Origin of the sequence: Nocardioides sp. NBC_00850 (genome assembly GCF_045207335.1) — a bacterium.
GTDB lineage: Bacteria > Actinomycetota > Actinomycetes > Propionibacteriales > Nocardioidaceae > Nocardioides.
In genome coordinates this window covers 1,770,027-1,792,128 of record NZ_CP108845.1, presented here as the reverse complement: position 1 = coordinate 1,792,128, position 22,102 = coordinate 1,770,027, and the positions used below count along the sequence as shown (strand labels likewise).

Here is a 22,102-nt window from a genome sequence, read left to right as displayed (position 1 = left end):
CCCGCGCTCGCCTCGAACCCGTACCGTTCCCGTACCGAGAAGCCCGCCCAGCGCCGATCTCAACCGTCCCGAGGTGGGTCCCAGATGCGTTCCGTACGCTGGTAGGAAAGGATGGGACTGACAGCCGACGCCCCTGGAGCCGCCTTGACCACCACCGCACCACCCCTCGCCCCGCCGTCCGCTGAGGAGATCGCCAGGGCGAAGGAGATCGTCGGGCGGGTCAGCACCGCCTTCAGCAGCCGTGTGGTCGGCCAGGAGCGGCTCAGGACGGCGCTGCTGATCGCGCTCCTCTCCGAGGGTCACGTGCTGCTCGAGAGCGTGCCCGGGCTGGCCAAGACGCTGGCCGCCTCGACGCTGTCGCAGACGGTCAAGGCGCAGTTCTCCAGGATCCAGTGCACCCCCGACCTGCTGCCGAGCGACATCATCGGCACCCAGGTCTACGACCAGCGCAACCACGAGTTCGAGACCCAGCTCGGCCCGGTGCACGCCAACTTCGTGCTGCTGGACGAGATCAACCGAAGCTCCGCCAAGACGCAGAGCGCCATGCTCGAGGCGATGCAGGAGCGCCAGACGAGCATCGCGGGCCACATCCACCCGCTGCCGCGCCCGTTCATGGTGCTCGCCACGCAGAACCCGATCGAGGAGGAGGGCACCTACGTCCTCCCGCACGCACAGATGGACCGGTTCCTGCTCAAGGAGATCGTCAACTATCCCAGCGACGCCGAGGAACTCGTCGTCCTGGAGCGCATCGAGGCCGGCACGCTCGGGCCCGACCACGAGGTGACCCGTCCGGTCGCCGACCCCGACGACGTGATCTGGCTCCAGGAGCTGACCAAGCGCGTCTACGTCGACCCGGCGATCAAGCGCTACATCGTCGCCCTCGTCCAGGCCACCCGCAACGCCCGCCAGCTCCTCGGGCCGGAGACGGGTTCCTACGTCGAGATCGGCGCGTCCCCGCGTGCCTCGATCGCGTTCCTGCAGGCGTCGCGCGCGGCGGCGCTGCTGCTCGGCCGCTCCTACGTGACTCCCGAGGACGTGCGCGAGCTGCGCCACAGCATCCTGCGCCACCGGCTCCACCTCAGCTTCGAGGCGCTGGCCGAGAAGGTCCAGCCCGAGATGCTGGTCGACGCGCTGGTCCGCGCTGTCCCGAGCCCCTGAGTGGCGTAGCCATGGCGACGTACCTTCCCCGGATCCGCACGCGGTTGATGATCCATGCCCACCGCAAGGTCCTGGGCCTGCTCGACGGGGAGTACGCCAGCGTCCAGACCGGGCGCAGCATGGATTTCCACGATCTGAGGGAGTACGTCCCCGGCGACGACGTCAAGGACATCGACTGGAAGGCGACGGCCCGGTCCCGGAGCCTGCTGGTCAAGCGGTTCACCGCCGAGCGCCAGCATCTGGTGCTGCTGGCGATCTCCACCGGCCGGAGCATGGCGGCCCAGGCCACCGGCACCACGACCAAGCGCGAGCTGGCGATCTTCACCGCCGGCCTGGTCGGCTGGCTGGGCGTACGCCACGGCGACAAGGTCGCGGTCGCCTACGGCGACTCGGAGACCCAGAAGCTCACCAAGCCCGCCGACACCGAGGTCGCGCTCGAGCGGGCGCTCGGGCAGGCCCACGAGGCGATCACCCCCGATTCCGCCGAGGCCGACATCGTCGCGGTCCTGCGCCACATCGCCACCAACGTACGCCGCCGGGCGATCCTGCTCGTCGTCACCGACGAGCACTCGGTCAGTGACGAGATGGCCGCGGTCCTGCGCCGCCTCACCGTTCAGCACGAGGTCCTGGTCGCCGGCATCGACGACCTCGACCCCACCACTGCCGTGGCCGGTGGCGCCCCGACGGTCGACATCGACACCGTCTCCGCCCTGCCCGGATGGCTCACCGGCGACGCGGTCCTCCAGGCCCAGTACGCCGAGCTGGCCGCCGCCGAGGAGCACGGCCTGCGCGGCACCCTGGACCGCCTGGGCATCGCCTACCAGCGCGTCCAGGACGACGCCACCGCCATCGGCGCGGTCTTCCATCTCCTGGAGAGGCACCGCCATGCGCGCCGGTAGCGTCCCCGAGGAGTTCCAGCAGCCACTGGCCCACTCGGGCTGGTGGCTGGTGCTCGCGCTCGCGCTGCTCGCCGCGGTGGCGCTCTACTACCTCGCGGTCATCCTGCTGACCCGCAAGCGCCGGCCGGTCGTCGAGGTCGAGACCCCCTGGGTGCCCGAGCCTCGTGACCTCCGTGCCGAGCACCTCGCCGAGATCGACCGGATCGAGCGGGCGGTGCACCGTGGCGACGTCCCGGCGCGGGTCGGCCACCAGCACCTGAGCCGCACCGTGCGCGACTACGTCGCCGAGGTCAGTCAGATCCCGGCCGACAAGATGGTCCTCGCCGACCTGAAGGCGACTGTACGCAGCGACCCCCGCACTCGCCCGCTGGCGATGGCCGTCGAGGTGATGTACCCGCCCGCCTTCGCCTCCGAGGAGGAGGGCAAGGCTGCCGAGCGCTTCCCCGAGGCGCTGAGCCGGGCTCGTCAGGTGGTGACGACATGGACCTGAGATGGCCCGTTCTCGGCGCGATCGTGCTGGTCCTCACCATCATCGCGATCGCCGCGATCGTCGTGTTCGCCGCCCGGGTGCATCGCCGCCCGGCCGACGCGGTGCTCGTCGCCCACACCGCGCGGCTCAAGCGTCTCCCCCGGTTCCGTGAGCTCGCGACCCAGCAGCGGTGGCTGTCCTGGTGGCAGACCGCGGGGATCGCGCTCGCGGCGATCGGCTGCATCTGGCTGATCGCCCGGCCGCAGGCCACCGACATCACCCAGAACCGCTACTCCACCCGCGACATCGTGCTCTGCCTGGACGCCTCGACCTCGATGTTCGACGAGGACACCCAGGTCACCCAGGCCTACTCCCAGCTCGTCGCCGGCCTCAACGGCGAGCGGGTCAGCCTCGTGCTGTGGAGCGACGCCGCGGTCACCGTCTTCCCGCTCACCGACGACTACGGCTGGGTGCAGGACGAGCTGGCGCGGGCCGGCCGGGCCTTCGCCCTCGGCGACCAGGAGTACGTCGCCGGCACCTACCTCGGCAAGGAGCGGGCGAGCCTGATCAGCGACGGGATCGTCTCCTGCGTCAAGCGCTTCGACCTGTCCAACTCCGAGCGCGGCCGGGCGGTCATCGTCGCCTCCGACAACGACCCGCAGGGCGGCCCTCCGGTCTACACGCTGCCCGAGGCCACCGAGTTCGCCAAGGAGCGCGACGTCCGGCTCTACGGCATCGGCTCCGCTGACCTCAGCTTCCAGGAGGACAAGCGCGCCACCTTCGACAAGGCGGTGACCGACACCGGCGGCACCTTCTCGCTGCTCGGTGACGACGGCTCGATCGACTCGATCCTGGCCGGCATCGACCGGCTCTCGGCCGACGAGGTCATCGAGCCGCCGAAGTACCAGATCCGCGACGCTCCCGGCTGGCCGATCGCGACGATCGTCCTCGGGGTCCTCATGCTGATCGCCGGGTGGGTCTATGCCCTGGTCCGCTCCGGTCGGCTGTCCCCCGGCCCGTCGCCCGCGCCGACGCCGCCCGGAGGCTCGTTGCCCCCGCAGACCCGGCCACCGAGCGAGGTGGCCCGATGAGCGCCCGTGGGTGGCAGATCCTCACGCTCGTACGCCGCGTGCTGATCGTCCTGCTCACCGTCGTCGTGCTGGTGCGGCCGAGCTGGGGCGCGGCGCCGGCGGAGATGCGTACGGCCGATCTCGATGTCCTCGTCGTGGTCGACCGGACACGGTCGATGGTCGCCGAGGACGCACCCGGCGGCGAGGCCCGGATGACGCAGCTCAAGAAGGACCTCAAGGCGCTCTCGGCAGCGCTGCCCTCGGTGCGGTTCGGCGCGATCACCTTCGGCGGCGAGGTCGTCCGCACCGAGATGCCGTTCACCTACGACACCACCGCCTTCAACGCCTGGGTCGACGGGCTCTACGCCGAGCGGGCCTTCGACGGGTCCGGCTCGATGGTCGACGCTCCGCGCGACGAGATGATCGAGGCCCTGGAGCGTGACCAGGAGCGCTTCCCCGAGCGGCGCCGGATCGTGGTGTTCGCATCCGACGGCGAGAACACCCGCGATGGCGTCGACCAGCAGTCGTTCGCCGAGGTCGACGACCTCTCGGCCGGCGGCATGGTGCTGGGCTACGGCACCGAGGAGGGCGGCCGGATGCCCTGGGACGACGAACGTCCCCAGGACGGCTACCTCAAGGACGGCGACGGCCAGGACGCCCGGTCCCGGATCGACCTCGCCAACCTGCGCGAGATCGCAGGCCAGATGGGTCTTCAGACCCTTCACCGCACGACGAAGGAGACCAAGGAGATCACCACGGAGGCCTCGACCTGGGACTCCGAGATGCTCACCGAGGAGACCTCCGCCGGCGGCGAGACGTCCCGGGCCTGGCTCTTCGGCTTCCCGCTCCTGGCACTCTTGCTGTGGGAGCTGTGGGGCCATCGCCGCCGTGCACACGAGGCCGAGGAGGTGCTGTCATGAGCGAGCGTCAGCGAGCGGCAACAGATGTCATGCCAGCGCCTCCGTGTTCTCGCGCTTGCGCTACGGAGGCGGTGGCATGACCCTCACCGAGACGCCTGTCGACTCGACCGAGCCGCAACCGCTACGCACTCCTCGCGAGCAGGTGCGGCGCGCGCTGCTGCTCGCCGGAATCGTGCCGGTGGTGATCGGCCTGGCCTTCCTGGGGAAGGTGATCCTGATGGATCACCACGACCGCGGCGGCCGGGACGCCTGGGACGTACGCGACGCCGCGACCGCGATGGAGCACTACTCGGCCAACCGCGACCTCAACTTCCTGCAGGCCTGGATCGCCCACTTCGACGCCGGCAACGCCGCCTTCCTGCTCGGCGAGAACGCCCGCGCGGTCGCCTACTACGGCGAGGCGCTGGAGCGCGTGCCCGAGGACCACGAGTGCACCGTACGCATCAACATGTCGCTGACCCAGGAGGCGATCGGCGACCGCGCCCGGGACGCCGGCGACCAGGCCGGCGCGAAGGCGGCGTACGAGGAGGCGCTGGCCACGCTGAAGGAGGGCGACTGCCCCACCGACGCCGGCCAGGGCCCCGAGCAGTCCCAGCAGGGCGAGTCCGTCGAGGAGCGCCTGAAGGAGAAGCTGACCCCGAAGGTGCGGATCAAGCCCGAGGAGCAGGAAGACCCGCCCGAGGAGCCGCAGAACCAGGACGAGAAGGAGGACAAGCTCGACCGGCGCAACGGCGACGGCGAGGACTACCGCCGCGACGACGCCGACCTCGACGACTACGGCGGGTTCAGCGACGAGCCCCAGTGGTGAGCTTCAGCGGTAATACTCAGCGCATGAGCGTCTGAGACGGGAGCTCCTGGAACTGAGCCCGGTACGCCTGGGAGAACCGGCCGAGGTGGAAGAATCCCCACTGGGCGGCGATCTCGGTGACCGAGGTGGCGGTGGCGTCGGCGGCGAGCAGGTCGGTGTAGGCCCGGTCGAGCCGCGTACGCCGCCAGTACTCCAGCGGGGTGGTGTCGAGGTCGCGCTGGAACGCCTCCTGCAGCGTGCGGGTGGAGACGCCGACTGATCGGGCCAGCTCGGCGACCTTCCAGGGGCGCTCGGGGTGGGCCTCGAGGAGGTCCACGGCCATGCGAACGGCCCGGGAGATGGTGGGAGATCCGGTCTCGGAGACGATCTCGAGGGAGGTGTTGGCCTGGATCGTCAGCAGTCCCCCGATGAGCGCCTGCTCGTAGGGCGCGGCCACCAGCGGAGAGCTCAGCAGTGAGCCACCGGCTTCGACATTGTCGTAGGCCAGCCGCACCATCTTCAGCCAGTCGCGCACCTCGGGCCGGCCGAGGTCGAGGCTGGGATCGAAGACCACCGGCCCGGAGCCGCCGATGCCCGCGGCCGCCTCCTCGACGGCGCTGCGCCGGATGTAGACCTGCAGCTTCTCGCAGCCGTCGGACCAGAGCATGTCGACCGGTTCGGTCGGCGAGCCGATCGAGGCGCGGGTGCGGTCGGCGAGGACGACGTGGTCCCCCACCTTGACCTTGGCGGTGCCGGCCAGCGGGAGCTGGATCAGGTAGAAGTCGTCGAAGGTGCCGGGAGTGATCCGCACCTCGTCGCCGTAGCGCATGTAATTGAGCATCACGTCCTCGCCCAGCGGCGCGGCGTTGTGCACCATGTCGAGGTGGGAGCCGGCCTTGGTCAGCGCCAGGTAATGGGCACAGAATCGTTCGGCTACGGCTTCTCTGGCCTGGTCCACGTCAGTGGTGGCGACAACGGTGTGACGACCCAACAGAGGACGGGGCAAGGGAGGCTCCTGGAGCGTGCTCGATTGACCGAAGAGCGTAGCGGAGCCAGCGCCGCGTCAACGCGAACACAACGCAATCACTGTCTAAGGTCCCAGCCCAGGTCCTGATCCAGTCCCGAAACGAGATGCCGGCCCCACCCAGCACCGACATCTCGCCGTACTAGCTCCTCGCTGCCAGCTTCTCCACGAGTCTGGGAGTGATGGAGGCGTACGCCTTCGGGTCGATCGGCAGCAGCCACTGCACTGCCTTGACCCGCTTGCTGACGTCGATGCCGACGTCACCGAGAACCTCGTCGATGTTGTGCATCGAGAACGGGATGATGTTGGTGCCGCGGGCGTGGTGGCCGTCGGTGCGCTCCCGCATCCAGGCCAGCCGCGCGGTGACATGGGCCTCCATCTCCTCCACCAGCGGGACCTCGTGGCCGCCACCGAGGTGCGAGCCGATCCAGACGGCGCTCATCTCGGCCGAGAGCGGCGAGAAGAACGAGGAGTTGTAGCCGGCGAAGGTCAGGTCCTTCACGCTCAGCGGCAGGATCTGGCGGTAGAGCTGGTAGTCGCCATTGTCGTCGGTGAGCTGGTCCTGGATCTCCTCGGAGAAGAACGGGAGCTCCTGCTTGAAGCCGGTCGCGGTCACCACGACGTCGGCGGGCACCGCGCGCCCGTTGGCGAGCTCTGCGTACGGCTTGCCCTCCTTCGTCACGAAGGCGGCGATCTCGGTGTCTCGCTCGACCGCGATGTCACCGGCCTCGACGCCCTCGAAGAAGCCTTCGGTGGCCAGCGAGACCGTCGAGCGGGCGATGTCGGTGAACTGGCCCTTGGGCAGCAGCCCGAGCTTCTTCAGCTTGAGCTGGCTGCTGGTGACCGACTCGACGCTGCCGACCATCGAGCCGGCCATCTTCGAGCCGCCCGCGTGCAGGGCCTTCTCGGCCCCGCGGATGCTCTGGTAGGGGAAAAGTCCCTCACCCAGGCGCGTGAGCAGCAGCATCTTGTAGTTGAGGACGCCCTTGATCTTGCGGGGCATCTTCCACAAAAGCTGCCGTGCGACCACGGTGGTCGAGGCCGCCTCCTTCGCGATCTCGACCGCCACGTCGCAGGCCGACTTCCCGTAGCCGACGACCACGACGTCCTTGCCCTTGACCGTCTCCAGGTCATGCAGCTCGCTCGCTGCGAGGATCCGGCCGCCGGCGGCCTCCAGCTCGTCGACCCCGTCGTACGCAGGGGCGAACGGCTCCGAGAAGACGCCGCTGGCCACGATCAGATGATCGTGGTGCTCGGTCGTCTCGCCGTCCTCACCTGCCACGGCGATGTCCCAGCCGCCCCCTCCAGCCGGCTGGGCACTCCGCACCTCGGTGGAGAGCCTGATCATCGGGGCGAGCTCGAACTTCTCGACGTACATCTCGAGGTAGCTCTGCACCTGCTCGCCGCTTAGCCACTCCGGGAACACCTTGGGCATCCTCAGGTCCGAGAGCGTGTAGGAGTCCTTGTTGTTCTGCGTCGTCAGGCCCGGGTAACGACGGGTCCGGCTCCAGACGCCGCCGACATCCGGGGCCTTCTCGTAGACGGTGACGTCGTGACCGAGCTCGCTGAGCACCTTGGCCGAGGCAACGCCTGCGAACCCGGCACCGATGACCGCGATCTTCACTTTTCTGTTTCCTCTCGCAGCGGGGTCTGCGTCATGGAAACGCTAGAGAGGTCGAACGGCCCTCGCTATCCACGTTGCGCGGGTGGTATCCGGTTTGCGCGACGGGTTCAGCCTCGCAGGAGCTTGTAGACGATCACCACCGCCGCGACGACGGCTACCCCGACGGCGATCTTCTTCCCGTAGTTCTTGATCAGCACCGGTACGACCGTGGCGCCGAGGTCGAGCGCCTCGGGCTGCTGGGCGTGCTTCGGCGCCGCGGCCCGCGGAGCGAGTGACCCCACCGGGGTGGCAGCCTCCGAAGGTTCGGGGCTTGCTTCACCCGACGGCTCCTCAGCAGCGGGCGGCTCCTCGGCGGGGGCCGACTTGGACTCCAGGCACGCGACGAACTGCCCGAGAAGCTTGTCGGAGACGTCCTGCATGACCCCGCGCCCGAACTGGGCAGGCTTTCCGGTGACCGCGAGATCGGTGACGATCTCGACCTTCGTACCGGTGCCCTCCGGGGCCATCGTCAGGGTCGCGTTGGCGCCGGCGGTGCCGTTGCCGCGCTTGTCCCGTCCCTTGGCCTCGACGACCAGGCGACGGGCCGCCTCGTCCTTCTCGACGAAGGTGCCGGAGCCGGCGTAGACCATGGCGATCGGGCCGAGCTTGACCTTCACCGTGCCGGTGAAGGTGTCGCCCTCGGCCGAGGTGACCTGTGCTCCCGGGAAGCATTCGGCCATCGAGCCGATGTCCAGGAAGCTGTTCCAGGTCTCCTCGACCGAGGTCGGAACCGTGAACTCGTGCGTCAGGTCCACGCCTCAGCCCCCGAGGGCCTTCGTGATGGCGCGGCGGGTCAGCACCGTGACCAGATGACGCCGGTAGTCGGCGTCGCCGTTGAGGTCGGAGGGCGGCTCGGCGCCGTCCGCGGCCAGGGCCGCGGCGTTGCGTACGACCTCCTCGGTGGCCTGCTGGCCGACCAGCGCCTGCTCGACGCCGGCGGCCCGCAACGGGGTCGAGCCCATGTTGGTGAGACCGATCGCCGCGCCCTCGATCACGCCGCCGGAGACCTTGAGGGTCGCGCCGACCGCGCAGATCGGCCACTGGTGTGCGACCCGGACGAACTTCTCGTAGTGGGCCGTCCATCCGGTGTGCTTCGGGATGCGTACGCCGATGAGCAGCTCGTCCTCGGAGACGGCCGTCTCGAAGAGCCCCAGGAAGAACTCCGCACCCGGGACGACCCGCTCCCCGGCCGGCCCGGCGATGACGAACTCGGCGTCCAGGGCAAGGGCCGGGGCTCCGAGGTCGCCCGCCGGGTCGGCGTGGGCGAGCGCGCCACCGAACGTGCCGCGGTGGCGTACCTGCTCGTCGGCGACCGTCGCCGTGGCACGCGTGACCAGTGCCGCGTGCTCGGCGACCAGAGGATCGGCCGCGACGTCACAGTGGCGCGTCATGGCGCCGACGAAGATCGACTCACCCTCGTCGCGTACGCCGCGGAGCGAGTCGATGCGACCGAGGTCGATGACCCACTCCGGGGCGTTGAGGCGCATCCTCAGCACCGGCAGCAGGCTCTGTCCGCCGGCGATGATCTTGGCCTCGTCGCCGTATTGGGCGAGGGCGGCCAGCGCCTCCTCGACCGTGGTCGGGGCGACGTAGTCGAACGATGCGGGAATCACTGGACGTCTCCTTCCGTGCGGTCGACGTTCCCGGACATGCCCGTCGACGGATCGAAGTGTGCTGCGGCCGCACCGGTGGTCTCGCCACCGGAGGAGCCCTCGTTGATCGCCCGCCACACCCGTTCCGGCGTGCAGGGCATGGTGACGTCGTGTACGCCCAGCGGGCGCAGCGCGTCGACGACCGCGTTGACCACCGCTGGCGTGGAGGCGATCGTGCCGGCCTCGCCGACGCCCTTGGTGCCGAGGGTGTTGGTGGTCGAAGGCGAGGTGGTGTGGTCGATGTCGAAGCTGATCGTGTCGGCCGCGGTCGGCAGCAGGTAGTCCACGAACGAGCCCGACACCAGGGTCCCGGCGTCGTCGTAGACCGCGTCCTCCCACAGCGCCTGAGCGATGCCCTGCACTAGGCCACCGTGCACCTGACCTGCGACGATGAGCGGGTTGATGATGTTGCCGATGTCGTCGCAGCAGACGTACTTCCGCATCTTCACCTGCCCGGTCTCGGTGTCGACCTCCATCGCGCACAGGTGGGTTCCGTGCGGGAAGTTGAAGGCCTCCGGGTCGAAGGTGGCCTCGGAGTCGAGGTTGGCCTCGACGCCGTCAGGCAGGTTGTGCGCGGCGAAGACCGCCGTGGACAGCTCGCCGATGGACATGCCCTGGTCGGTGCCGCGCACCGTCCACCTGCCGCCGGTGAACTCCATGTCGTCGACGCTCGCCTCGAGCAGGTGGGCCGCGATCGGCTTGGCCTTCTCGAGCACCTTGTCGGCAGCCCGCACCAGCGCCTCGCCACCCACGACCAGCGACCTGGACCCGTAGGTGTCGTAGCCCTTGGCGGCGATCTGGGTGTCGCCGTGGAGCACCTCGACGTCCTCGAAGGCTACGCCGAGACGGTCCGCCACGATCTGGCTGAACGCGGTCTCGTGCCCCTGACCGTGCGCGCTGGCCCCGGTGATGACCTCGACCTTGCCGGTCGGCGTCAGTCGCACCTGGGCGTGCTCCCAGCCGCCGGCGCCGTAGTCGAGGCTGCCGAGGACCCTGGACGGTGCCAGGCCGCACATCTCGGTGAAGGTGGAGATGCCGATGCCGAGCTGGACCGGGTCGTTGTTGGCGCGACGCTCGGCCTGCTCCGCCCTGAGCGCGTCATAGCCGAACATCTCCTTCGCCCTGGCGGTCGCCGCCTCATAGTTCCCGGAGTCATAGGTCAGACCGGCGATGGTCGTGAACGGGAACTCCTCGTGCTTGATCCAGTTCTTCTCCCGGATCTCGAGCGGGTCGACCCCGACCTCGGCGGCCAGCTCGTCCATCAGCCGCTCGATGGCGTACGTCGCCTCCGGCCGCCCCGCGCCGCGGTAGGCGTCGGTCCAGGTGGTGTTGGTGAACACCGTCTGGCAGTTGAACTGGTAGGCCGGGAACTTGTAGATCGCGTTGAACATGAAGGCGCCGAGCACCGGGACACCGCCGCCGACGATGGCGACGTACGCCCCCAGGTTGGCGTCGAGCTCGACCTTGAGGCCGGTGACCTGGCCGTCCTTCGTGGCCGAGAGGGTCAGCTTCTGGATCTGGTCCCTCCCGTGGTGAGCGGAGAGCAGCGACTCGGAGCGGGTCTCGGTGTACTTCACCGGCTTGCCGAGCCGGCGGGCGATCGCGAAGACGATCATCTCCTCCGGCGTCTGCTGGAGCTTGCCGCCGAAGCCGCCGCCGACGTCGGGCGCGATCACCCGGATCTTCGACTCGGGCACGCCCGTGGTCGCGGCGAACGCGAATCGCAGGATGTGCGGGATCTGGGTGGCGCTCCACACGGTGATCTGCTCGCCGGTCGGGTCGCACACCACGCTGCGCGGCTCCATGAACGCCGGGATCAGGCGCTGCTGGCGGTAGGTGCGCTCGATGACGATCCCGTCGCTCTTCGCGGAGGAGATCGCCTCGTCGACGTTGCCGCCGGTGCCGGCCTGGGCGCTGTCGAAGACCCACAGGGCGGACTTGTTGGTGCCGAGGTCGGGGTGCGCGAGCACCTCGTCCTTGACCGCCTCCTCGAGGGAGACGACGGCGGGGAGCTCCTCGTAGTCGACCTCGACCATCTCGGCGGCGTCGCGTGCGGCGGCCGCCGACCGGGCGGCCACGATCGCGACGATCTCACCGGCGAAGGTGACCCGGTCGGAGGCCACCGGCGGGTGGGCCGGCGTCTTCTGGTCGGGCGTGATCGGCCAGGCGTTGATGCAGACGCCGAGGCTCTCGTCGAAGTCCTTGGCGGCCAGCACGGTCACCACGCCCTCGGACTCCTCCGCGGCGCTGGTGTCGATGCCGGTGATCCGGGCGTGGGCGAACGGGCTGCGCACCATCGCCAGGTGCAGCATCCCGGGCAGGTTGATGTTGTCGGTCCAGCGGGTCCGTCCCGTGATCAGGCGCGCGTCCTCCTTGCGGCGGCGGTCGCGGCCGATCTCGTTGGTCTGCTCCGGACGAGCTTCTACGGCGGTCACAGCGCGTCCACCTCCTCGGTCGCGCCCTTGGGGCTGGCGGCCGTGGCCAGGTGGCCGCTGGCGTACTGCACCGCGCGGACGATGTTGTGGTAGCCCGTGCAGCGACACAGGTTTCCCTCGATGCCCTCACGGATCTCTTCCTCGCTGGGCTGAGGGTTGCGCTTGAGCAGGTCGACGGACTGCATGATCATGCCCGGCGTACAGAATCCGCACTGCAGGCCATGACACTCCCGGAACGCCTCCTGGACCGGGTGGAGGTCGCTCTCGACCGTGTCGGCGAGGCCCTCGATCGTGGTCACCTCGCACCCGTCGGCCTGCACCGCGAGCACGTTGCACGACTTCACCGAGTCGCCGTCGAGATGGACCGTGCAGGCGCCGCAGTTGCTGGTGTCGCAACCGATCACCGTGCCGGTCTTGCCGAGTCCTTCGCGAAGGTACTGCACGAGCAGCGTTCGCGGTTCGACGTCGTCGGTGACTTTCATACCGTCGACGCGCATGCTGATCCGGGCCATGTTGTCTCCCTGCCAGACGTCACTGTGTGGGCCAGATCACAGTAGGACGCGCAGGGTTGGGCCCCGGTTGGCTGCTCGGGCGGCGTACCCCTTCTTGGTCAGCGGCTGGCAGCCAGCCGCGCCCTGAGCAGGGGCAACGCGGGGTGGGCGCTGCCGCCCAGGCGGCGCAGACAGACGTCGACGACCTCGGTGTCGTACGGAGCCAGCTCGCTGTAGCTCAGCACCGCATCGGGCTGCGGGTCGGCGATCAGCGCCTCGCGCAGCGCGACCGCGACGTACTCGGCCATCTCGGCCAGCGCCGGGCTGTTGGTGCCGGGCAGAAGATCACCGCCGTACGCCTCGACGGCAGCGGCCACCCGGCCGTGGCGGACCAGGGCGAGGACCTGCTCGACGTCGGTCACGACCGGCATCAGCAGGCGGTAAGGACGGGAGGCGACCTGGCCGCCGAGGGCATGGCGCAGGTGGGAGACCTCCGCCTTGAGGGTCGAGAAGGTGACCGCCTGGTCGCCGTAGACCATCGCGTGCAGCCGCTCCAGCGAGAGGCCCTCGGGGTGGAGCGCGAGCAGGGCGAGGATCTCGGTCTGGCGACGGTTGAGCAGCAGCCGCTGACCGTCGAGCCAGGTCTCGGCGGTGCCGAGCAGCGTCAGCACCAGCCCGGGCTGCTCGATCGCCTCCTCGCTGTCACGCTGGGTCGGCAGCTTCGGGAGTGCGCTTTCGATGAGCCGCGCCATCACGCGGGCGGTGGCCAGCCCGATCGGGTGGGTGCGGTCCCAGGTCGTGGAGAGGTCGAGGACGCCGAGGTGCTTGCCGGTGACCGGGTCGTGGAGCGGCGCGGCCCAGCAGACCCAGTTGTGCACGACCTCGGCATAGTGCTCAGGCCCGAAGACCATCGTCGGGGAGTTGGTCCGGTTGGCGAGGTCGAGCGCGTTGGTGCCGGCGCTCTCGTCGTCCCAGCGGCCGCCCGGCACGAAGTTGACCGACTCTGCCTTCCGCCGCATCACCCGCCCGCCGTACGTCCACAGCACCCGGGTGTCGGGGTCGGTCACCGCGATGACCAGGTCACCGTCGTCGGCCGTGCACCGCAGCTCCTCCTCGACCCGCTCGACCGCCACCTGGAGCGGCGAGCCACGCCACATCTCGCGCGTCTCGTCCTCGTCCGCCAGCGGCGCCTCGCGCACGTCGGGTCTGACGGCCGTCGCCGACCGCGTCCAGCTGGTCAGGATCTCCGGCCTGACGAAGTCCTCAGCGGCATCGCCGCTCTCCACGAAGGCGGTCCACGCCCGCGCCGCACTGATGCGGCGCTCCTGCAGATCGCTACGAACCATCACTCCCCCTTTGGAGCTCGGCCCATTGAGGCTCGGTTCTGCCAAGGTAGCACCCTGTGACGTGCCTCACGATCCCCTCAGAGGTGTTCGGGATCCGGTTCCGGTGCCACAGTGGATGCATGGAGACGCGCACCGCCACGACCTGGGCCGACTTCGAGACCGCGGCCAAGCTGCAGGTCGACTTCAACACCGAGTACGCCTACCCCGCCCCGCCCGTCGACGAGCTCGCCCGGCACCTCAGCCGGCTCGTCGAGGGTGGGGACACGACCGTGATGCTGATCGGCGACCCCGCGGTCGGCCACGGCATCACCCGCTTCCGCCTGCAGACCACGGCCGAGGAGCTCGAGGCCTACCTCGCCGAGCTCTACATCGCGCCCGACCGCCGTGGGCACGGCCTCGGCACCATCCTGCTGCAGGCGATCATCGACGAGGCGAAGGCCCGCGGCGCGACGTACATGGACCTGGGGACGAGCGAGGACGACACCTCGGCCCGCGCGCTGTACGAGAAGTTCGGCTTCGACAACCACGAGGGCCGCGGCTCCGGGCCCCGGGGGCTCTACTACGAGAAGGAGCTGTAGCGCACCCGCGTCAGCGGTACTCCACGTCCTGGTGGATCCGGCCGCTCGTGCTGGCCAGACGCTCGCCGGAGCCGCCCCAGCGGCCGGCGATGATCTCGGCGGCGATGGAGATGGCGGTCTCCTCCGGCGTACGGGCGCCCAGGTCGAGGCCGATGGGGCTGCTCAGCCGGGCGATCTCCTCGTCGGTGAGGCCGGCGTCTACCAGGCGGGCGAGGCGGTCGTCGTGGGTGCGGCGCGAGCCCATCGCGCCGACGTAGGCGATGTCGGGGAGGCGGAGGGCGACCTCGAGGAGAGGTACGTCGAACTTCGGGTCGTGGGTCAGGACGGCGATCACGGTGCGCTGGTCGATGCGGCCGGCGTCGACCTCCTGGTTCAGGAAGCGGTGGGGCCAGTCGACCACGACCTCGTCGGCCTCGGGGAAGCGCGAGTTGGTGGCGAAGACCGGGCGGGCGTCGCAGACGGTGACGTGATAGCCGAGGAACGCACCGACGCGGGCGACGGCGGCGGCGAAGTCGATCGCGCCGAAGACGAGCATCCTGGGCTTGGGGGCAAAGGACCAGACGAAGACCCGCATGCCTTCGCCGCGGCGCTCGCCGTCGATCCCATAGGACAGTGTCTGGTTGGTGCCGTGGGCCAAGAGCCCCAGCGCGTCGTCGTGGACGGCGTCGTCCATCCGGGCGCTGCCCAGCGACCCCTTGACCCCTTCGGGTCGGATGAGGACGCGGCGCCCGAGGATCTCGGGATCGGGGTGCTCGATGACGGTCGCCAGGGCGACCGGGCTGCCGCTGCGTACGTCCTCGGCGAGCTCGCCGAGCTCCGGGAAGGTCTCCTGGGACACCTTCTCGACGAAGACGTCGAGGATGCCGCCGCAGGTCAGCCCGACGGCGAAGGCGTCGTCGTCGGAGACGCCGTAGCGGTTGAGCTCCGGCACGCCGGTCTCCGCGACCTCGCGGGCGACCTCGTAGACGGCGCCTTCGACACAGCCGCCGGAGACCGAGCCGACCGCGCTCTCGTCGGGGCCGACGAGCATCGAGGCGCCCGGCGGCCTGGGGGCTGACTGGAAGGTCGCCACCACGGTGGCCACCGCCACGGTCTCGCCGGATTCCCACCACTTCATCAGATCGTCGAGTACGTCACGCACGCGCGATCACCTCCACCAGATCCTCGTACGTCGCCAGTGAATGTCCGGCGACGAAGTCGTCCACGTGCGGCAGCACCGCGATGATGCCTCGCTGCAGTGGTTCATATCCAACCTTGCCACGGTGTGGGTTGGCCCACACCACGCGGTGTGCGAGGCGGTGCAGCCTCGCCGCCTGCTCCTCGAGGAGCGCGGTGTCGCCGCGCTCCCAACCGTCGCTCGCGATGACCACCACCGCGCCTCTGGCCAGCCCCTGGTGTCGCCGCAGGAACGCCTGCAGGTTGTCACCGAGCCGGGTCCCGCCCGACCAGTCGGGCACCGTCTCGCCGGCCGCGACGAGCGCACGGTCGGGGTCACGGTGGCGCATCGCGCGGGTGACGTTGGTGAGCCTGGTGCCCATGGTGAACACCGCGCCGCTCCCGGTCGTCGAGCTCACCCGGTGGGCGACCCGCAGCAGCACGTCGGCATAGGAGCTCATCGAGCCGGACACGTCGATCAGCCACACCACGCGGCGCGGCCGCTCGCCACGCCTGCGGTAGTGGATCCCGGCCGGCTCGCCGAGGTGCCGCAGGCTGGCCCGCAGGGTTCGATGGGCGTCGACGCGCCCTCGCCGCCAGGGGTCCTGCCGCGGCGTCCTCCGTCGTGGCGCCCGGGGGCGGAGCCGGGCGATCAGGGCCGCCAGGCGCTCCTGCTCGGCAGGGTCGAGCTCGGCGACGTCGCGGTGCCGCAGGGTCTCGATCTCGCTGGCGCGAGCCCTGATCAGGTCGTCGGTCTCCTCGCCCTCCCCCTCGCCTTCCTGCGGCTCGGTCTCGGGCAGGGTCGAGGTGACCGAGACCATACTCGGCGGCCCCTGCGGCCCCGGCAGCGACGCGGTCGACCCGAACCAGGCCTCGAAGACCTGGTCGTATCGGCGCAGGTCGTCGGGGCCGGCGCACAGCGTCGCCCGTCCGGCCGTGTAGGTGGCGGTCGGGTCCCCTGCGCCGACGATCGCGGTCGCCTGCAGGAAGCCGTGGGCGCGGTCCTGGGTCACCTGCACCCCGGCCGCTCTGAGGGCCCGGGTGAAGCCGAGGAAGATCGCTGTCGGAATACCCGGTTCACCGGGTATCCCTGCACTTCTCTGGCGTTGCATTGCCTGAGAAGTGCCAGTTTTGCCAGAGAAGTCGGTCACGTCAGGAGCCGATCCAGTGCAGCACGGACGCGGTCGGCGTCCTCGCGGTGCTTGACGAGCGCGCCGAGCGTCGCGGCGGCGCTCTCCAGGTCCATCTCGGACACTCCGAGGTGGTGCAGGGCGCGGGCCCAGTCGAGGGTCTCGGCGACGCCCGGGGGCTTGAGCAGGGCGTTCGCGCCCTCGGCGCCACGCAGCTGCTGGACCACGGTGACCACCTGGCGAGCGAGCTCGTCGGCGACCTCAGGGGCCCGGCTGCGTACGATCTCGATCTCGCGGGCCAGGCCCGGGTGGTCGATCCAGTGGTAGAGGCAGCGGCGCTTCAGGGCGTCGTGGAGCTCCCGGGTGCGGTTGGAGGTGAGCACGACGACCGGTGGGACCGTCGCGGCGACGGTCCCGAACTCCGGGATCGTCACCTGGTAGGTGGACAGCACCTCGAGCAGGAACGCCTCGAACTCGTCGTCGGCCCGGTCGACCTCGTCGACGAGCAGCACCGACGGTGCCTGACGCAGCGCGGCCAGCACCGGGCGGGCGAGCAGGAACCGCTCGTCGTAGAGGGACTTCTCGGCCTCCTCCACCTCTCCCGCGCCACCGGCCGCCTCGAGGGCACGCAGGTGGAGGATCTGGCGGGCGAAGTCCCAGTCGTAGAGCGCCTGGGTGGCGTCGATCCCCTCGTAGCACTGCAGCCTCACCAGCGGCAGGTCGAGCGCCTCGGCGACGGCCTCGGCGAGTGCGGTCTTCCCGGTCCCGGGCTCACCCTCGAGCAGCAGCGGCCGCTGCATCCGCAGCGCGAGGAACGTCACCGTCGCCAGCTCCGGGTCGGCCCGGTATCCGGTCGCCGCCAGGCGGTCAGCGATCTCCCGGGGCGTCAGGTCCATGGTCTGAGCCTAGAACGCGAAGCGTTGGCTCAGGGTTGGACAACCTCTAACGAGGGGACGAACGAATTTTCGTTCAGCGCCGGTCGACGTCGTTCCCGCACGCCAGGTCGCCGCACTCCACCAGACGTACGTCATGGGTCTTCAGGTAACCCCGGGCGCCCTGGTCACCGACGGCTGCCTCGATGACCCCCGCCCAGTGGTCGCGCCCGATCAGCACCGGATGGCCCGGAACGCCGGCGTACGCCGCCCGGGCCAGCCCAGTGGTCGAGCCCGCGGTGGAGCCTGTCGAGACCACCCGAGCGACCACATCAGGCCCCACGTCCGGCAGGTCTACGAGATGAACCACGGCAGCCTCGGCACCCGAGCCGAGAGCCGCCAGACCGACCCGCAGCGAGGCTCCCATCCCCTCGTCCCAGTCCTCGGCGACGACGACCCGCTGATCGGCCGGGAGCAGCGCCCGCGCCTCGTCGGCGGCGGCGCCGAGCACGACGAGTACGTCGTCACAGCCACCCTCGCGCAGCACCTCGATCGACCGCACCAGCCAGTCGTCGACCAGCGCCTTGGGCATGCCCATCCGCCGACCCGCGCCGGCGGCCAGGAGCAGGCCGGCGACCATCGTCACTTGAACGCGGAGGTGTAGAGCTTCTGCAGCTTCGCGCTCTTGACGTCGCTGTAGCCACAGCCGATGACCTTGGTATCACCCTTGGCCGCGACCAGGTAGTTCTTGCCCTTCTCGAACTCGGGCATCGGGATCGTGCTCGGCGCGGGCAGCGTGATCCGGACGGTGTCGGTGCCACCGACGCCGTCGGCGTACATCCACGTCTTCACCCGCAGCACGGCCTCGCTCTCGGTCACACTCTCCGCGGTGCCCTCGAAGGCGAGCGCGGCGTTCTGGGAGAGCCACTTCGAGGTCGGCGGGATGCATCGGGCGGCGTCCGCGACGACGGTCAGCTCGGTCGTGCCGCCGCCTCCGGCCGGAGCGGACGACGATGGGACCGGCGCGGTCTCGGTGACCGTCGCGGTCGGCGACGGGGGTGCGGCATCGGGGTCCTCAGCAGTGTCGTCGGAGCTGAGAAGGCCGAAGGAGGCGACGATCGCGACGAGCACGACCGCGGCGGCGATCACGGCTGCGACCCATCGCCACGGTGACCGCGGCGGCTGCATCCCGGTCTTCGGTCCGAGGTCGACACTCATGCCAACATCATGCCTCATCACTGGGTGCCATCCGGGGACCCGCTGGAGGTCCGCAGGTTGACACACGCAGGCGGGGCCCTGGCTTCGAAGAACCCTGACCCCGCCCGCCGCTGCAGAACTTCACCCGGATATTCCCTTGGGCTTCAAAGCCCCCCAGATCCAGACGCTTCCCCGCAGTCGGCCACTGTGTGGAGCACCAATGTTGCGTTACCGAGCTGTTGTCGAGACAGTGTCGAAAGTCCCCAAAAGGATGGGACTGCTGGGCCCCTCCTCATCGCCCGGTCAGGTCATGCCAGATGACGATCGAGGAACCCGATGACCCGCCGGATCGAGAGATCCCACTGCGGCCCGAAGGCGTGCTGCTCCCCGGGGTAGACCCACAGCCGCTGGCGCACGCCCGCGGTCTCCATCAGGTCCCGGGTGGTGTAGGCCCACCTGATCGGGCAGGACTCGTCGTTGGTCCCGTGGTGCATCTGGAGCGGGACCTCGATGCGGTCGAAGTACGTCCGCGCCGACAGCCCCTCCCAGAACTCCGGCTCCGTCTCGGGATCGCCGTACTGCCGATAGAGCCGGGCCACCTCGTCGGGCCGCGACGGCACCGCCCACCGGTTGATGTTGTCGACGATGTCGGAGGAGACCGACGCGTACGTCACCCCTGCCCGCACCAGCCCCGGCTGGGCGACGAGCGCGTTCATCACCACTCCCCCACCCATGGAGCGGCCGAGCAGCGCGGTGCGGTCGGGGTCGACGTACGGAAGTCGCTTCATCGCCTGGACGGCGTTGATGGTGTCGCGGGTGTAGCCGAGTCGGCTCTCGTCCTCCTCCGTGCCCTCCGGGATGGGAGACGATCCGGCGTGACCGCGGTAGTCGGTGTGCAGGACGACGTAGCCCTCCCGGGCCAGCCGGTCCTGCTCCCGCTTCAGCCCTTGACCGGTGACGTAGATGTCGGTGTCGATGTGGCCGTGCGCGAAGACCACCCCGGGGAACGGCCCGGCGCCCCGCGGCCGGAAGAGCACCCCGGTGATCGTCAGCGGACCGCTCGGGTAGCTGACCTCGAAGCGGCGGTACGCATCCGTGCTCCCCGACTCCCGCAGCACCTTCACCTCGCCGCCCGGGAAGTCCTCCCGCATCAGCTGCGGCAGCGAGACCTTGTCGGTCACCGGTGGCAGCGTCTCCGACGGACTCGGGGAGGGTGAGGAGGGCGTGACCGAGGTCGACGGTGACGCTGCGCGAGACGACGGCGCAGCGGCCGGCTCACCGCCGCATCCAGCGAGAAGCACGGCCGAGATCGCCAGCGCCGACATCGCCTTCGGGCCCATGCCGTCGAGCGTAGCCCTCGCACCCGCGGCACCAGGGAAAACGACAAGTGCCCCCACCGACCGGCGGGGGCACCTGCGTGTGCTCTAGCGAGACGGACTCAGAAGCCCATGCCGCCCATGTCACCCATGCCACCGGTCGGGTCGCCACCAGCGGCGGCCTTCTCCGGCTTGTCGGCCACGACGGCCTCGGTGGTGAGGAACAGCGCGGCGATCGACGCGGCGTTCTGCAGCGCCGAGCGGGTCACCTTGGCCGGGTCGATGATGCCCGCGGCCAGCAGGTCGACGTACTCACCCGTGGCGGCGTTGAGGCCGTGGCCCTGCGGGAGGCCGGCGACCTTCTCCGCCACGACGCCGCCCTCGAGGCCGGCGTTGATGGCGATCTGCTTCAGCGGCGCCGAGATGGCGGCCTTGACGATCGAGGCACCGGTGGCCTCGTCGCCGTCGAGCTCGAGCTTCTCGAAGGCAGCGGCGGCGGCCTGGATCAGCGCGACACCACCACCGGCGAGGATGCCCTCCTCGACAGCAGCCTTGGCGTTGCGGACAGCGTCCTCGATGCGGTGCTTGCGCTCCTTGAGCTCGACCTCGGTGGCCGCGCCGACCTTGATGACGGCCACGCCGCCGGCCAGCTTGGCGAGGCGCTCCTGGAGCTTCTCGCGGTCGTAGTCGGAGTCCGACTTCTCGATCTCGGCGCGGATCTGGTTGACCCGGCCCTCGATCTGACCCTGGTCGCCCGAACCCTCGACGATGGTGGTCTCGTCCTTGGTGATGACGACCTTGCGGGCCTGGCCGAGCAGCTCGATGCCGGCGGTGTCCAGGGAGAGGCCGACCTCCTCGGAGATGACCTGGCCACCGGTGAGGATCGCGATGTCCTGCAGCATGGCCTTGCGGCGGTCACCGAAGCCCGGAGCCTTGACGGCGACGGACTTGAAGGTGCCCTTGATCTTGTTGACGACCAGCGTCGAGAGAGCCTCGCCGTCGACGTCCTCGGCCAGGATGACCAGCGGCTTGCCGGTCTGCATGACCTTCTCCAGGACCGGGATCAGGTCCTTGACGCTGGAGATCTTCGAGTTGACGATCAGGATGTACGGGTCGTCGAGGACGGTCTCCATACGCTCCGGGTCGGTCACGAAGTAGGCCGAGATGTAGCCCTTGTCGAAGCGCATACCCTCGGTCAGCTCGAGGTCGAGCCCGAAGGTGTTCGACTCCTCGACGGTGATGACGCCTTCCTTGCCGACCTTGTCCATCGCCTCGGCGATGATCTCGCCGACGGTGGTGTCAGCAGCGGAGATCGAGGCGGTAGCAGCGATCTGCTCCTTGGTCTCGATGTCCTTGGCCTGGGCGAGCAGCTGCTCGGTGACGGCGTCGACGGCCGCCTCGATGCCGCGCTTCAGGCCGGCCGGGTTGGCACCCGCGGCGACGTTGCGCAGGCCCTCGCGGACCAGCGCCTGGGCGAGAACGGTCGCGGTCGTCGTGCCGTCACCGGCGACGTCGTCGGTCTTCTTCGCGACCTCCTTGACCAGCTCGGCACCGATCTTCTCGTAGGGGTCCTCGAGCTCGATCTCCTTGGCGATGGAAACACCATCGTTGGTGATCGTGGGGGCACCCCACTTCTTCTCGAGCACGACGTTGCGGCCCTTGGGACCGAGGGTGACCTTGACGGCGTCGGCGAGGGTGTTGAGACCCTTCTCCAGACCCCGACGGGCCTCCTCGTTGAAAGCGATGAGCTTCGGCATTGCTCCTGCGATCCTTCACTTGGGAAGTTCGTTGGATCCGGTCCGATGGGTTGCCCGCGACGGACGACGCCACTCCCGGCAGAACCCTTCCCTGCCGCTCGCGACGCCTCAACGTCACCGGTCCGGTTGTTGTCACTCTCATGGTAAGAGTGCCAGCCTCATGTTTAGCACTCGACCCCTGCG

At 69.7% G+C, this 22,102-nt stretch carries 21 protein-coding genes; 7 read left to right on the top strand and 14 right to left on the bottom strand.

The genetic code is table 11. The features are described 5' to 3' along the window. The first annotated feature begins 144 nt into the window (after positions 1 to 144). From OH802_RS08760 to OH802_RS08735, 6 genes are all read left to right on the top strand, one after another. Positions 145 to 1,158: an AAA family ATPase gene (locus tag OH802_RS08760; RefSeq protein ID WP_406027042.1), complete on the top strand. Its 1,014-nt coding sequence runs from the start codon at positions 145 to 147 to the stop codon at positions 1,156 to 1,158. A gap of 11 nt (positions 1,159 to 1,169) precedes the next feature. Beyond that, entirely contained in the window at positions 1,170 to 2,057 is an 888-nt protein-coding gene (locus tag OH802_RS08755; protein ID WP_378817360.1) for a DUF58 domain-containing protein, read from the top strand. Next, positions 2,044 to 2,547, top strand: a complete 504-nt coding sequence (locus OH802_RS08750) for a hypothetical protein (protein ID WP_406027039.1) — start codon at positions 2,044 to 2,046, stop codon at positions 2,545 to 2,547. The genes OH802_RS08755 and OH802_RS08750 overlap by 14 nt, the downstream gene beginning before the upstream one ends. Beyond that, positions 2,538 to 3,617, top strand: coding sequence for a VWA domain-containing protein (locus OH802_RS08745; protein ID WP_406027037.1), 1,080 nt, complete (start codon positions 2,538 to 2,540; stop codon positions 3,615 to 3,617). Before OH802_RS08750 ends, OH802_RS08745 begins: the two co-directional genes overlap by 10 nt. Continuing rightward, positions 3,614 to 4,516: a vWA domain-containing protein gene (locus OH802_RS08740; RefSeq protein WP_406027035.1), complete on the top strand. Its 903-nt coding sequence runs from the start codon at positions 3,614 to 3,616 to the stop codon at positions 4,514 to 4,516. The genes OH802_RS08745 and OH802_RS08740 overlap by 4 nt, the downstream gene beginning before the upstream one ends. Before the next feature lie 76 nt (positions 4,517 to 4,592). Continuing rightward, positions 4,593 to 5,324, top strand: a complete 732-nt coding sequence (locus OH802_RS08735; protein ID WP_406027033.1) for a hypothetical protein — start codon at positions 4,593 to 4,595, stop codon at positions 5,322 to 5,324. A gap of 16 nt (positions 5,325 to 5,340) precedes the next feature. Here the strand turns inward: OH802_RS08735 and OH802_RS08730 are convergent, their stop codons facing one another. The 7 genes from OH802_RS08730 to OH802_RS08700 all read right to left on the bottom strand — a co-directional run bounded on the left by OH802_RS08730 (position 5,341) and on the right by OH802_RS08700 (position 13,914). Then, entirely contained in the window at positions 5,341 to 6,309 is a 969-nt protein-coding gene (locus OH802_RS08730) for an AraC family transcriptional regulator (RefSeq protein ID WP_406027031.1), read from the bottom strand. Positions 6,310 to 6,469: 160 nt separating this feature from the next. Next, positions 6,470 to 7,951: a flavin-containing monooxygenase gene (locus OH802_RS08725; RefSeq protein WP_406027029.1), complete on the bottom strand. Its 1,482-nt coding sequence runs from the start codon at positions 7,949 to 7,951 to the stop codon at positions 6,470 to 6,472. A 107-nt stretch (positions 7,952 to 8,058) separates the two neighbouring features. After that, positions 8,059 to 8,745: an SRPBCC family protein gene (locus OH802_RS08720; RefSeq protein ID WP_406027028.1), complete on the bottom strand. Its 687-nt coding sequence runs from the start codon at positions 8,743 to 8,745 to the stop codon at positions 8,059 to 8,061. A gap of 3 nt (positions 8,746 to 8,748) precedes the next feature. Next, positions 8,749 to 9,603: an FAD binding domain-containing protein gene (locus tag OH802_RS08715; RefSeq protein ID WP_406027026.1), complete on the bottom strand. Its 855-nt coding sequence runs from the start codon at positions 9,601 to 9,603 to the stop codon at positions 8,749 to 8,751. Continuing rightward, positions 9,600 to 12,077, bottom strand: coding sequence for a xanthine dehydrogenase family protein molybdopterin-binding subunit (locus OH802_RS08710; RefSeq protein ID WP_406027024.1), 2,478 nt, complete (start codon positions 12,075 to 12,077; stop codon positions 9,600 to 9,602). Before OH802_RS08710 ends, OH802_RS08715 begins: the two co-directional genes overlap by 4 nt. Beyond that, positions 12,074 to 12,589: a (2Fe-2S)-binding protein gene (locus OH802_RS08705; protein ID WP_350660796.1), complete on the bottom strand. Its 516-nt coding sequence runs from the start codon at positions 12,587 to 12,589 to the stop codon at positions 12,074 to 12,076. Before OH802_RS08705 ends, OH802_RS08710 begins: the two co-directional genes overlap by 4 nt. A 98-nt stretch (positions 12,590 to 12,687) precedes the next feature. Beyond that, a complete protein-coding gene (locus OH802_RS08700; protein WP_406027022.1) occupies positions 12,688 to 13,914 on the bottom strand; it encodes a transcriptional regulator in 1,227 nt (408 codons plus the stop codon). 119 nt (positions 13,915 to 14,033) lie between these two features. Here OH802_RS08700 and OH802_RS08695 point away from each other — a divergent pair, with 119 nt between their 5' ends. After that, positions 14,034 to 14,492 (top strand): GNAT family N-acetyltransferase, encoded by a 459-nt coding sequence (locus OH802_RS08695; RefSeq protein WP_406027019.1) that lies wholly within the window; start codon positions 14,034 to 14,036, stop codon positions 14,490 to 14,492. A 10-nt stretch (positions 14,493 to 14,502) separates the two neighbouring features. Here the strand turns inward: OH802_RS08695 and OH802_RS08690 are convergent, their stop codons facing one another. From OH802_RS08690 to groL, 7 genes are all read right to left on the bottom strand, one after another. Continuing rightward, positions 14,503 to 15,633: an XdhC family protein gene (locus tag OH802_RS08690; RefSeq protein WP_406027017.1), complete on the bottom strand. Its 1,131-nt coding sequence runs from the start codon at positions 15,631 to 15,633 to the stop codon at positions 14,503 to 14,505. Continuing rightward, on the bottom strand, positions 15,626 to 16,666 hold the full coding sequence (locus OH802_RS08685; protein ID WP_406027015.1) for a vWA domain-containing protein: 1,041 nt from the start codon (positions 16,664 to 16,666) through the stop codon (positions 15,626 to 15,628). The genes OH802_RS08690 and OH802_RS08685 overlap by 8 nt, the downstream gene beginning before the upstream one ends. A 128-nt stretch (positions 16,667 to 16,794) precedes the next feature. After that, positions 16,795 to 17,673: an AAA family ATPase gene (locus OH802_RS08680; RefSeq protein ID WP_406027013.1), complete on the bottom strand. Its 879-nt coding sequence runs from the start codon at positions 17,671 to 17,673 to the stop codon at positions 16,795 to 16,797. A 73-nt stretch (positions 17,674 to 17,746) separates the two neighbouring features. After that, positions 17,747 to 18,289 (bottom strand): NTP transferase domain-containing protein, encoded by a 543-nt coding sequence (locus tag OH802_RS08675; RefSeq protein ID WP_406029259.1) that lies wholly within the window; start codon positions 18,287 to 18,289, stop codon positions 17,747 to 17,749. 2 nt (positions 18,290 to 18,291) lie between these two features. Continuing rightward, positions 18,292 to 18,867 carry a hypothetical protein gene (locus OH802_RS08670; RefSeq protein WP_406027011.1) on the bottom strand — a complete coding sequence of 192 codons (576 nt, stop codon included), beginning with the start codon at positions 18,865 to 18,867 and terminating at the stop codon, positions 18,292 to 18,294. Between the two features lie 287 nt (positions 18,868 to 19,154). Then, entirely contained in the window at positions 19,155 to 20,186 is a 1,032-nt protein-coding gene (locus OH802_RS08665) for an alpha/beta hydrolase family protein (protein ID WP_406027009.1), read from the bottom strand. Positions 20,187 to 20,284: 98 nt separating this feature from the next. Then, a complete protein-coding gene (gene groL / locus OH802_RS08660) occupies positions 20,285 to 21,919 on the bottom strand; it encodes a chaperonin GroEL (protein WP_406027007.1) in 1,635 nt (544 codons plus the stop codon). Between the last annotated feature and the right edge of the window lie 183 nt (positions 21,920 to 22,102).